This window comes from Pseudoalteromonas sp. MB47, assembly GCF_011319765.1.
Taxonomy (GTDB): Bacteria; Pseudomonadota; Gammaproteobacteria; order Enterobacterales; family Alteromonadaceae; genus Pseudoalteromonas; species Pseudoalteromonas simplex.
The window spans coordinates 272,824-285,226 of sequence record NZ_VFBD01000020.1 but is presented as its reverse complement, the minus strand read 5'-3'; the positions used below and the strand labels follow the sequence as shown (position 1 = coordinate 285,226).

At 40.2% G+C, this 12,403-nt stretch carries 10 protein-coding genes; all 10 read left to right on the top strand.

What is annotated here, in order from left to right; genetic code table 11:
* Positions 1 to 133: 133 nt before the first annotated feature.
* The 10 genes from IMPJCBKJ_RS10850 (at position 134) to IMPJCBKJ_RS10805 (ending at position 12,385) form a co-directional block, all read left to right on the top strand.
* On the top strand, positions 134 to 529 hold the full coding sequence (locus IMPJCBKJ_RS10850; protein ID WP_054551399.1) for a hypothetical protein: 396 nt from the start codon (positions 134 to 136) through the stop codon (positions 527 to 529).
* A gap of 125 nt (positions 530 to 654) precedes the next feature.
* Entirely contained in the window at positions 655 to 1,116 is a 462-nt protein-coding gene (locus tag IMPJCBKJ_RS10845; protein WP_166340277.1) for a GAF domain-containing protein, read from the top strand.
* Positions 1,113 to 1,391 carry a hypothetical protein gene (locus IMPJCBKJ_RS10840; protein WP_054551397.1) on the top strand — a complete coding sequence of 93 codons (279 nt, stop codon included), beginning with the start codon at positions 1,113 to 1,115 and terminating at the stop codon, positions 1,389 to 1,391. Before IMPJCBKJ_RS10845 ends, IMPJCBKJ_RS10840 begins: the two co-directional genes overlap by 4 nt.
* Positions 1,392 to 1,405: 14 nt before the next feature.
* Positions 1,406 to 2,056, top strand: a complete 651-nt coding sequence (proQ, locus tag IMPJCBKJ_RS10835; protein WP_166340275.1) for an RNA chaperone ProQ — start codon at positions 1,406 to 1,408, stop codon at positions 2,054 to 2,056.
* Between the two features lie 27 nt (positions 2,057 to 2,083).
* On the top strand, positions 2,084 to 4,108 hold the full coding sequence (gene prc / locus IMPJCBKJ_RS10830) for a carboxy terminal-processing peptidase (RefSeq protein ID WP_166340273.1): 2,025 nt from the start codon (positions 2,084 to 2,086) through the stop codon (positions 4,106 to 4,108).
* 178 nt (positions 4,109 to 4,286) lie between these two features.
* The gene (gene nhaC / locus IMPJCBKJ_RS10825) at positions 4,287 to 5,768 is read left to right on the top strand and encodes a Na+/H+ antiporter NhaC (RefSeq protein WP_166340271.1); all 1,482 of its coding nucleotides are present in this window, start codon (positions 4,287 to 4,289) and stop codon (positions 5,766 to 5,768) included.
* Positions 5,769 to 5,809: 41 nt separating this feature from the next.
* On the top strand, positions 5,810 to 8,404 hold the full coding sequence (gene pepN, locus IMPJCBKJ_RS10820; protein WP_166340269.1) for an aminopeptidase N: 2,595 nt from the start codon (positions 5,810 to 5,812) through the stop codon (positions 8,402 to 8,404).
* Entirely contained in the window at positions 8,404 to 8,625 is a 222-nt protein-coding gene (locus IMPJCBKJ_RS10815; protein WP_082389168.1) for a DUF2835 domain-containing protein, read from the top strand. The genes pepN and IMPJCBKJ_RS10815 overlap by 1 nt, the downstream gene beginning before the upstream one ends.
* A gap of 298 nt (positions 8,626 to 8,923) precedes the next feature.
* Positions 8,924 to 11,008: a DUF1302 domain-containing protein gene (locus IMPJCBKJ_RS10810; protein WP_054551392.1), complete on the top strand. Its 2,085-nt coding sequence runs from the start codon at positions 8,924 to 8,926 to the stop codon at positions 11,006 to 11,008.
* A 12-nt stretch (positions 11,009 to 11,020) separates the two neighbouring features.
* Positions 11,021 to 12,385 carry a DUF1329 domain-containing protein gene (locus IMPJCBKJ_RS10805; RefSeq protein WP_166340430.1) on the top strand — a complete coding sequence of 455 codons (1,365 nt, stop codon included), beginning with the start codon at positions 11,021 to 11,023 and terminating at the stop codon, positions 12,383 to 12,385.
* Positions 12,386 to 12,403: the final 18 nt, after the last annotated feature.

Below are 12,403 nucleotides of genomic sequence, written 5' to 3'. Positions count from 1 at the left end.
TATTCAGCGGCTTTTTTGTTTCTTAAGCTTCTCATTTGTTCTGCAAATTACGACTATTGTCGATATTTCGCATTTTAACTAGTTAGTCCATGCTTAACACTTCTCGTATTATCTTTGTGACATTAGGGAATTTATGAAACATCGTTTAGCAAAGAGTGTAGGACTTTCTTTATTATCGCCTGTGATCATCGGTTGTATCTTAGGCCTTTATTATGCATTCACACTTGAAGGAAATGGTTTTAGCATTTTCTTTAATTTACTTGTTAGCGCAATTGCCAATGCACACATAGTAGGCTTAACTATGGCAGCATTTGTAGTGCCTGGTTATTTACTTATGTTTAAATATGCAAAGGTTAATTATTCAGGTGTTCTGACACTTGGCTTACTAGGTGGCGCTATTTTTAGCTACTTACTGAGCGCTACAACAGGTATGGCTTTTGTAGTCAATGCTATGATGTCTGCTCTGGCAGCTGGACTGTTTTTATTTGGTTTAAGACAGGGCCTTACAACACAATCTTCTCATCAATAGCAGAATATTTAATCAAGCTGACTGAAATTGAGGGCAAAATGTTTTTTTTTGCCCTTAAAAGGTTTCATTTGTCGTCTACAAAGAGTACCTTTAGCTACTGTATGTTTAATAAGAAGTAGTTTGGTATGCAAAAGCAAGATTTTTACCAGTCATTAGTTAAACAAACTGAGTCGCTAATCGCTGGTGAATCAAATGTTATTGCCAACATGGCAAATATTAGTGCGCTGTTATTTACCTCTTTAGAGGATATCAATTGGGCGGGCTTTTATTTAATGGATTCACCTGAAGAATTAGTGCTAGGGCCGTTTCAAGGTAATCCTGCATGTATCCGTATTCCAGTAGGTAAAGGGGTATGTGGAACTGCCGCGCAAACACAACAAACACAACTCATTGAAGACGTGCATGCATTTGCTGGTCATATTGCCTGCGATGCTGCATCTAACTCTGAAGTAGTTGTGCCGATTTTCAAAGACGGTAAAGTATTTGCTGTACTTGATATCGACAGCCCAAGCATTGCGCGATTCGATGCTGATGATCAAGCTGGTTTAGAAGCATTGGTAAAATGCTTTGAGGCAAATCTAAAATGAAAGATCTGCTAAATGTGCAAGATTACCTCTTTGCAATCCATGATGTTGGTGATTGGGAAGGGGAAGAAGAAGTTGTTGCCGAAAGGCTCAACGACTTGATTCACATGGCATGGGAGCGTCTACCAGATGACCTTGACTGTGAATCAATTGATGAAATTATAAATGGTATTTGGGAACACCTTCGTGGTGATTTAGCGCTTATTGAAGCGGACTTCGAAGAGTTGACCGACTGGGTAACACACTATGTCGATTCATCACTTGATGAAAAGATGTAATAAAAGGTTCTAACATGGAAACCACAAACAAGCTAAAAGATATTAATGAAGTATTGGATTTCTTATACCAAGAATTTCCACAATGTTTTAAACAAAAAGACGGTATTCAGCCGCTTAAAGTAGGTATCTTTAAAGATATCGCTGAGCGTATTGAAGGTTCTGAGAAAGTAAGTAAAACTCAGGTTCGTCAAGCACTAAGAAAGTACACCTCAAACTGGCGCTATTTAGAAGCGGTGACTAAGTCTGAGTTCCGTATCGATCTTGATGGTAATCAAGATGAAAAAGTAGAACAAGAACACATTGAGCACGCACAAAAAGCGTTAGAAGAAAGCCGCGCTAAAATGGCAAAGCGTAAGAAGCCACAACGTCCACGTAAAGACGGTGACACAAAATCTTACAAAAAGAATAGTGGCCACCACGCTAAATCTGGCGAAAAAGGCGCTAAAGTAAGTAATAAGCCTGCTAAAGCTGCTCCTGCAAAACGTTCAGGAAAAGTTGAACCTTTACCTGCCTCAGAGGTCAAGGTTAATAGCAAAGTTAAAGTTAAACTTGGCCAAGCACTTGTAAACGCGGTTATTACTGAAGTGAATAAAGATGAAGTTCACGTTGAGTTAGTAACAGGGATGCAAGTTAAGACCAAAGCAGACAGCCTGTATATCATTTAATAGCTGTAAAAAATAAAGGAGTTGTGTATGAGTAAAAAGTTTACGCTCATTCCGTTAGTCGCTGCCCTGTTTTCAGGTTCATTATTGGCATCTTCAGACAATTTGACTGAAAAAGACCTGCCAGTACTCAAGCAAGAAAGCCAACATAGTACGGCAAGCAAACGGGTGACAAACTTATTTACTCGTGCACACTACAAACCAATTAAATTTAACGATGAATTATCTGAGAAGGTTTTTGATCGTTACATTGAATCTCTCGACTACAATAAAAATGTGTTTTTAGCCTCTGATATTGCCTCGTTTGAGCAATATAAAGACCAGTTTGATAATGCATTGTCGACAGGTAAATTGGGATTTGCTTTTGATATTTTTAATTTAAGTTTAAAACGTCGTTTTGAACGCTATGACTATTCTTTATCGTTACTTGAAAACGAAATGAAGTTCGATAAAGAAGATGAGTACCTGTTTGACCGTGAAGACGCTGAGTGGGCAACAAGCCAAGCTGAGCTTGATGAACTTTGGCGTCAGCGCGTTAAATACGATGCTTTACGATTAAAAATGACTGGTAAAGATTGGCAAGGCATTAAAGAAGTCTTGACCAAACGCTACCACAACGCGCAAAAGCGTTTAGTACAAACGAACAGTGAAGATGCTTTTCAAATCGTGATGAACTCATTCGCACGAAGCATTGAAGCGCATACCTCTTATTTATCACCTCGTCGCGCTGAGCAATTCAAGATGGACATGGATCTTGAGTTAGAAGGTATTGGTGCGGTGCTTAGCTATGACGAAGATTACACGGTAATCCGTAGCTTAGTCCCAGGCGGACCGGCTGATAAGTCTGAACAAATAAAAGCAGATGACCGTATTATTGGTGTTGCCCAAGAAGGTGAAGAGTTTGTTGATGTGATTGGCTGGCGTTTAGATGACGTTGTTGATTTAATCAAAGGCCCGAAAGGGACAAAAGTTCGCCTGCAATACTTAAAAGGGGCGGATGCTCACGGTACACCAAAAGTGGTTGAAATCACGCGTGATAAAATTCGTTTAGAAGACCGTGCTGCAAAATCTGAAGTATTTGAAGCAAAATATTCAGACTTAACCAGCAAAATTGGTGTGATTGAAATCCCAGGTTTCTATAACAATTTATCGCAAGACGTAAAAGTTGAAATTGCAAAATTAAAAGAAGCCAAAGTTGACGGTATCATTATCGATTTACGTCAAAACGGCGGTGGCTCACTTTACGAAGCGACGCAACTTTCTGGCTTATTTATCGATCAAGGTCCTGTAGTACAAATTCATACGCTAAATAATCGTATTGAAGAGCAAAAAGACCGTGATGGTGTCACTTTTTACGATGGCCCACTGACAGTGTTAGTTGATCGCTACAGTGCGTCTGCCTCAGAAATTTTTGCAGCAGCAATGCAAGATTATGGCCGTGCAATTGTGATTGGTGAGCAAACCTTTGGTAAGGGAACTGTACAGCAGCATAAACCACTTGGCCGTGCTTATGACCTATACGACCACCCATTAGGTAGCGTGCAGTATACCATTGCAAAATTCTACCGAATTAACGGCGGAAGCACACAGCACAAAGGCGTGATCCCAGATGTGTCATTCCCATCGGCAATTGAGCCATCAGAGTGGGGTGAGAGTCAACAAGACAACGCGCTACCTTGGGATAGCATCATACGTGCTAAGTACAACTCTGTTGATAACCTCAAACCAGCGATTGCTTACGTTAATAAGCTTCATGATGCCCGTATTGCAGACGAGCCTGAGTTTGGCTATGTATTTGCTGACATTAAACGCTATCAAGAAGAGAAAGACCGTAAGACTATCTCATTGGTTGAAGCGACGCGTCTAAAAGAGAAAGACGAAGGTGAAGAACGCGCGTTAGACCGTGCTAATGAACGACTTGTTCGCCTTGGAGAAAAGCCAGTTGAGAAGCTTGACGATTTACCTGATAGCCTTGACGAGCTAGACCCTTTCTTAGAAGAAGCGGCATTAATCACCCAAGATTATATAAAATATGGTCGTATCGCTAAGAAATAATTAGCAATTAATTAGCAATATCGATTAATAAAAAGGCGCTTAAGCGCCTTTTTTGCTACCTAAAACAGGTTAGATTGGTATAATCACACAATCTGGCTGCATAAGGCCACTGAAGTTTTGCGTCAAAGCTTACAATAATAATTAAACACGCCACATAAGACGTGTAGGAGACTATCTTTTGAATTCAATTGAAGAGAAGCCAATTAAACAGGCCAGTTTTTTAGATGCCTTAATCCCAATTACTGTGCTCGTGTGCCTACTAGGCGCTGCTGTTTATTTATTCGGTGATAACTCATCATCTGGTCCTAACCAAATCGCTTTATTATTCGCTACATTTACCGCGGCATTAATTGGCTTAAAAAATGGTTACACCTGGAAGAAACTAGAACAAGCCATGATTGAGGGGATCACCTTATCCCTTGGAGCAATCATTATACTGTTAATGGTGGGTGCCTTAATCGGTACTTGGCTGTTATCAGGAACTGTACCCACTCTAATTTACTATGGCTTACAAATTATCAATCCGAGCTGGTTCTATGCCGCTAGCTGTTTGATTTGTGGCATTGTGGCTATGAGTATTGGTAGCTCTTGGACCACAGCTGCGACTATCGGTGTGGCGTTATTAGGTGTTGCAACTGGTCTTGGTCTTGAACCAGTTGTTACAGCAGGTGCGGTCATTTCTGGTGCCTACTTTGGTGATAAATTAAGCCCGCTTTCTGAAACAACTAATTTAGCGCCAGCAGTGGCTGGGGCTGATTTATTTGAGCATATTCATCACATGCTTTGGACTACAGTGCCAAGCTTCATTATTGCGTTAATTATTTTTATCTTTATGGGCTTTAATGCCGGTGGTTCAACAGAAGCGGGCCGTATTGATGAAATAGTTAATTTATTAGAGCAAAACTTTAATATTGGTTTTGAAATGCTAGTGCCACTGGTGGTGTTGTTGTTTTTAGCAATTCGTAAGATGCCAGCTTTCCCAGCTATTTCGATTGGTGCGGTGCTAGGCGCGATTTGGGCTATGTTATTTCAATCTGATTTAATCAATAGCCAAATTGATGCATCACAAGGCCAAGCAATTGGTTACTTCAAATTAGTTTGGACAACGTTCTTTGATGGTTTCAGCATCGACACTGGCGATGAAAAAATGGATTCATTATTGAGCGGTGGTGGTATGGCTGGCATGTTAACAACCACTTGGCTGATTATGACGGCCTTGATGTTTGGCGCTATCATGGAAAAAACTGGCTTACTTGATATGTTCGTTAAGAGCATCTTAAAAATTGCTAAAAGCACGGGTTCTCTTATCACTGCAACGATTGCAACCTGTATTGGTACCAATGCGGTTGCAGCTGACCAATATATCGCGATTGTCGTTCCTGGACGTATGTTTAAAGACGAATATGAAAAACGCGGTTTAAAGCCTGTAAATTTATCTCGCACATTAGAAGATGGTGGCACAATTACTAGCCCACTTATTCCTTGGAATACCTGTGGTGCTTACATGCAAAGTGTTTTACTAATCAATCCATTTGACTATGCAATGTACGCGTTCTTTAATTTAATTAATCCATTCTTAGCGGTTGTTTATGCCTATTTTGGTATTAAAATTTTACGTATTACCCCAAAACATCTTAAACAAGAAGCTAACGCCGAATAAACTATTTAGGCCCTGCTAAGCAGGGCCATTTGGAGTCAGTAATGTCTGCTACGAGTAAACCTCAAGCTCAATATTTAAAAGATTACCAAGCCCCACAATTCTCAATTCAACACATCGATTTACGCTTCGAATTAGCCCCTTTAAAAACATCAGTGCAGTCAACAATGACAATCAATCGTACCGATGAAAGCAATGCTGATCTTTTGCTTGATGGTGTTGATTTAACGCTAATTTCATTGATGGTTGATGACAAAGCGTATGATGATTACACGCTTGAGGATGAAAAGCTGATCATTCATAACTTACCTGAAAGCTTTATTCTGAAAATTGAAAACCATATTGACCCGCAAACGAATACCTCGTTAGAAGGTTTGTACTTGTCGGGTGGTGCTTACTGTACGCAATGTGAGGCAGAAGGTTTTAGAAAGATTACTTATTACCTTGACCGCCCAGACGTGCTTGCTAGCTTTGATGTAACCATTATTGCCGACAAAAAGTACACTCACTTGCTGTCTAATGGTAACCAAATTGAATCAGGTAACTTAGATGACGGTCGTCATTTTGTAAAATGGCAAGACCCATTTAAAAAGCCTAGCTACTTATTTGCATTAGTCGCCGGTGATTTTGACGTATTACGTGACCATTACACGACGCAGTCTGGACGAAAAGTTGAATTAGCCTTGTTTGTTGATAAAGGTAATTTATCAAAAACGCCTCATGCCATGACTTCTTTAAAGAAATCAATGCAATGGGATGAAGAGCGCTTTAACCTTGAATACGATTTAGATATTTACATGATTGTTGCCGTTGATTTCTTCAACATGGGCGCAATGGAAAATAAAGGCCTGAATATCTTTAACTCTAAATGTGTTCTTGCAAATCAAGAAACAGCCACAGACAAAGATTACCATACGATTGAATCTATTGTAGGGCACGAGTACTTCCATAACTGGACCGGCAACCGTGTGACTTGCCGTGACTGGTTCCAACTGTCGTTAAAAGAAGGCTTAACGGTTTTCCGTGACCAAGAGTTTAGTAGCGACTTAGGTTCACGTGCGCTTAATCGTATTGATGCCGTTAAAGTCATGCGTACTCACCAGTTTAGTGAAGATGCAGGGCCGATGGCGCACCCAATTCGCCCAGAAAAAGTCATTGAAATGAATAACTTTTATACAGTGACTGTGTATGACAAAGGGGCTGAAGTTATTCGCATGATGCACACCTTACTTGGAGAAGAAAAGTTCCAACAAGGTATGGCATTGTATTTCGATCGCCATGACGGACAAGCAGTTACTTGTGATGATTTTGTTGCAGCCATGAGTGATGCGTCTGGCATTGATTTAACACAATTTAAGCGTTGGTATAGTCAAGCGGGTACACCTAAGCTCAATGTAGAGCAGGCGTATGATGAACAAAACCAGACTTTCACATTAAGCATTGAGCAGTTTGCACCTGATAATCAGCCTAACAATGCCTTAATGCACATTCCTTTTGCTATTGAGCTTTTAGATAGTGAAGGGCAGTCATTACCTCTTGTGATTGATAATCAGCCGCAAGATTCTGTATTGAATGTCACTGAAAAAACGCAGCAGTTTGTTTTCGAAGGTATTAAACAGCGCCCAGTAGCAGTGCTACTCGAAGATTTCTCTGCGCCATGTATTGTTAATCAAAATACATCTGCCGCTGATCTGTTACATATTATGCGTTTTGCTCGCAGTGACTTTTCACGTTGGGATGCTCAGCAGCGTTTATTTACTAATGAAATGAAAGCAGCGATTGCCAGTGGTGAAGCTTGCTTATCTGATGATATCTTGTCGGCATTAAAGCTACTAGTTGATAATCGTGAAGGTGACCTTGCATTGATTGCGGAGCTGTTAAAACTGCCTAGCTACGATACTCTTGCAGCAGAATATGCCGTCATCCCTGTTGATGACATTATTGCTGTACAAAATGCATTTGAATCGCAAATTGCCAACTTCCTAATAGAATCATTGGTTAATTGTTATAACGTACTTGAAGATGATGGTTCAACATCCGCTACAGCCGTTGCAGTTCGTGCTCTTAAGCAACTTTGTTTATACTATTTAGCGAAAACAAATCACAGCGATGTTAATAGCCTCATCAGAGAGTCGGCCCACAGTAATAATATGACCAATGCCCTTGCTGCATTAAGTGCTGTTGTAAAAGCAAATCACTCACTATGTGATACGCTTTTAACAGAGTTTGATGCTAAATGGCGTCATGATGTGCTCGTTATGGATAAATGGTTTGCACTGCAAGCGATGAAAGATTCAGCAACGAGTATCAGCGATATAAAAGCGCTTTATGATCATCCAAGTTTTGACTTTGGTAACCCTAACCGTGTGCGTGCTTTGGTTGGTAGCTTTAGTCACTTTAATATCACTCAGTTCCACCGAGCTGATGGTGAAGGTTACCAGCTATTAGGTGACTTATTAGTGAAACTAAATGATATTAACCCGCAAAATGCATCGCGCATGCTGACACCTTTTATGTCATGGAAACGCTATGATGAAAATCGTTCAGCGGCAATGAAAGCACAATTGCAACGTTTAGCTGATTTAGATGGCCTTAGTGATGATCTGTTTGAAAAAGTAGAGAAAGCACTCGAAAGTTAATGACAGAATATTATTTTGCCTTGTATCTGAGTTACTCGGAATGTCTTGATTATTACCATGGTAAATATAAATCAGTGCAAGTTACAGAGGATGGTGGCAAGACAGTTCGCTTTGATGCTCACCATTTGCGTCCTTTTATTTCTTCGCTAGGAATAAGAGGGCGCTTTAGGCTGACATTAACGTCTGAAAATCAGTTTTTAAAACTCGAGAAAATTAGTTAAAAAAGCAGCTACGGCTGCTTTTTTTTGATGATTTTTCATAAAAAACACTAATTTTATCTATCCCCAATTCGCTAAATTTATTATATTTTTGTTAATTCGATTTGTTCTATTGTTAATTTACGTGTATAAATTATCTGGTATGACGTCTTACCAATACGTAAACGTCACATTTTTAAATAAATATTAACCGATTAGACGCGTTCTATATTGTAATTTTACTGTTTCGCTTCTATCGTTAGAAAGATACTAAAAACAACAATTTGATCACAAAACAACCCGTTACAGGGGGATGAACACAATGATAAAACGATCGCTTTTTGTTAAAAACAAAATAGCTTTGGGGCTTGCAGCAGCAACACTAGGTCTCTCAAGCACATCTTTGCACGCGGCTAATTTCGAGTTAGGTGACTTTGACATACGTTTTGACTCTAACTTTTCTTATGGTCAAAGCATTCGTGTTGAAGACCGAGACTTTCAACACATAGGTAAAAGTAATAATCCATCATTTGATTGGACGGGTTATCACTCAGCTCTAAACCCTATTTATTCTTCAGCTGATGTTTGGAACCAACCAGGTGCTTACTCAAATAATGGTGATGCCGGAAACTTAAACTTTGATAGTGGAGATTCATTCTCAAAGTTATTAAAAGGCACTCATGAGCTTTCTATCAGTAAAGATAACTTTGGTTTCTTCACTCGCTTTATGTATTTTTATGATTTTGCCTTAATGGATGGTGACTTTGCTTATACCAATCCAACGTCGGGTAAAAAAGTTGACCCTTGTGATGATGACGACACTAAAGAACAAGTATGTGCTGATTTACGTTTACTTGACGCTTATGTTTGGGCAAATTTTGATTTAAATGAAGGCCGTAACCCGCTGTCTATTCGTTTAGGCCAACAAGTTGTGAACTGGGGTGAGAGTACTTTGATTTCTCATGGTATTAACGTTAACCCTGTTGATATCGATCGTTTAAAAGCGCCAGGTGCAGAGTTAAAAGAAGCTTTCATACCTGTTGGTATGCTTTGGGCATCACTAGGCATCACAGATAACTTAACGCTAGAAGGTTTCTACCAATATGAATGGCATGAAACACGCCTTCCAGCGGCTGGTACTTACTTCTCGACGAACGATTTCGCGTCAGAAAATGGCTATCAGCAGAATATTCAATTAGGCTTCACGTCTAACCCAGATATCGATTTAGCATTCTTAACAGAAAGCTTAAATAATTTAGATGATATTGTTCGCTCGCAAGGTGTTGACCCTACATCAGCACAAGGCATAGCGATGATGTCGCAAATGTATCTCGCTTACCCAACCAAAGTTGCGTTGAAAGGTAAGGGCGGTGCAGGTAAAAATGAACCTGATGATGGTGGTCAATACGGTTTACGCTTGGGTATGTTTTTACCTGAGTTAAACGATACTGAAGTAGCGTTATACCACATTAACTACCATAGCCGTCGTCCTGTGATTTCAGGCCAGGTATCAAACTTCACTGATGCGGCAATCGCTGCTGATATCGGTATGTTATTAACAACAGATATCACTGAAGATAATGTAACTAGTTTACAAGCATTTACCAAAGGCCAGCTAGAATACCCAGAAGACATTAAGCTTTATGGCTTGAGCTTCAATACATCAATTGGTGAAACGGCTTTTTCTGGTGAATTTGCTTTCCGTCAAGATGAGCCTCTGCAAATTGATGACGTAGAGTTACTTTACGCGGGTATGCCAGAGCAATTGGCTGTTGCAGGTATTCGCCCTGATTTTGCAGGTATTTCGCAAATGAGTCCGGGTGATGCAACTAGCGTTGTAGGTCCTGGTGAAGTAGCACAAGGATTTATTCTTCGTAACACTGCTCAATTACAATTTACTGCAACACACTTATTTGGTCCATCATTAGGTGCTGATAGCTGGGCGGTAGTTGGTGAAGTTGGTGGCGTTAGAATTAACGATATGCCGGATTATGACGAGCTCCGTTTAAACGTTTCCGGTACTGGTCGAAGCGGCATTATGCAAGGCCCATTAAGTGATGATTACTCAACACTTCACCTAGGTCTGTCTAATGGTCCTGAAACAAACCCATTCCCAACAGCGTCTGCATGGGGCTATCGCCTTATCGCTAAGGGTGATTACTACAATATTTTTAGTGGCGTAAACTTCTCACCTCGTTTTGTTTTCTCACACGATGTGAATGGTATTACACCAGATCCAATGTATTTATTTATTGAAGACCGTAAATCACTCGGTGTTACTATGAACTTCAATTACCAAAATGCGTGGTCATTCGACTTTAGCTACAACTCATTCTGGGGTGGTGGCGCGACGAATACTTTCTCTGATCGCGATTATGTTTCATTTAATATTAAATATTCAATCTAAGGGTAAATTATGATTATTAGAAAACCTACCCTCATTGCTGCAGCGTTTTGCGGCGTTTTCGCAAGCTCAAGTGTACTTGCAAAAATTACCGCTGATGAAGCGGCACGTTTAGGCAATGATTTAACGCCAATTGGCGCTGAAAAAGCAGCGAATAAAGACGGTTCTATTCCAGCTTGGGATGGTGGTATCACAACACCGCCAGCAGGTTACAAACCGGGTATGCACCATCCAGATCCATATGCTGATGATAAAATTTTATTCACGATTGATAAATCGAACGTTGCCCAGTACAAAGACTACTTGAGCCCAGGTCAAATTGAATTATTCAATACCTATCCTGATACGTTCAAAATGAACATTTACCCAACCCGTCGTAGTGCGTCATATCCACAGTTTGTATATGATGCAACTAAAAAATATGCGACGACAGCTGAATTAGTTGAAGGTGGTAACGGTATTAAAAATACCGCTGTGGGTGTACCTTTCCCAATTCCTAAAGATGGTTTAGAAGCTATTTGGAACCACTTGTTGCGATTCCGTGGCCTATCAATTGAACGTTCTGGTGGTCAAGCTGCACCGACAGCCTCTGGTTCATATAACTATGTAGGTTTTGATGAGCAACTGTTAGTTGAGTACTCATCACCTGAAGCAACACCTGAGAAGCTTCAAGAATCTAATATCTTGTTTAAGTTTAAGCAAAAGGTAACTGAGCCTGCTCGTCTTGCTGGTACTGCGTTATTAGTACATGAAACCATGGATCAAATTTTAACACCACGCCAAGCATGGACATACAATTCAGGCCAGCGTCGTGTTCGTCGTGCTCCAAATGTTGCCTACGATGCACCGGGAACAGCAGCTGATAGCTTACGTACGACTGATGACTTTGATATGTTCAATGGTTCTCCGAATCGTTACAACTGGACATTAAAAGGTAAGCAAGAGCTTTATATTCCTTATAACAGCTACAAGCTTCACAGCGATAAACTAAGCTACGATGATATTCTACAAGCAGGTCATATCAACCCTGAGCATGTTCGTTATGAAAAACACCGTGTTTGGGTGGTTGAAGCGAACCTAAAAGAGGGCACGCGTCATATTTATAAGAAACGTGTCTTTTATATTGACGAGGATAGCTGGCAAGTACATGTAGCGGATATCTATGATAACCGTGATCAAATGTATCGTGTAGCGATGGCACATGGTCTTAACTACTATGAAGTACCAACTCATTGGAGTACGTTAGAAGTTTATCATGACCTTAACTCTCGTCGTTATTTAGCAATTGGTTTAGACAACCAAGAAAAAATGTATGATTTCTCACAATCATTCAACGATAACGAGTTTACTTCAAGCGCATTACGCCGCGAAGGTCGTTAATCCATTTAAGGCACCTGA

Coding starts and splice junctions, on each gene's coding strand:
- IMPJCBKJ_RS10850 (WP_054551399.1), top strand. CDS start 134: ATGAAACATCGTTTAGCAAAGAGTGTAGGACTTTCTTTATTATCGCCT.
- IMPJCBKJ_RS10845 (WP_166340277.1), top strand. CDS start 655: ATGCAAAAGCAAGATTTTTACCAGTCATTAGTTAAACAAACTGAGTCG.
- IMPJCBKJ_RS10840 (WP_054551397.1), top strand. CDS start 1,113: ATGAAAGATCTGCTAAATGTGCAAGATTACCTCTTTGCAATCCATGAT.
- proQ (WP_166340275.1), top strand. CDS start 1,406: ATGGAAACCACAAACAAGCTAAAAGATATTAATGAAGTATTGGATTTC.
- prc (WP_166340273.1), top strand. CDS start 2,084: ATGAGTAAAAAGTTTACGCTCATTCCGTTAGTCGCTGCCCTGTTTTCA.
- pepN (WP_166340269.1), top strand. CDS start 5,810: ATGTCTGCTACGAGTAAACCTCAAGCTCAATATTTAAAAGATTACCAA.
- IMPJCBKJ_RS10815 (WP_082389168.1), top strand. CDS start 8,404: ATGACAGAATATTATTTTGCCTTGTATCTGAGTTACTCGGAATGTCTT.
- IMPJCBKJ_RS10810 (WP_054551392.1), top strand. CDS start 8,924: ATGATAAAACGATCGCTTTTTGTTAAAAACAAAATAGCTTTGGGGCTT.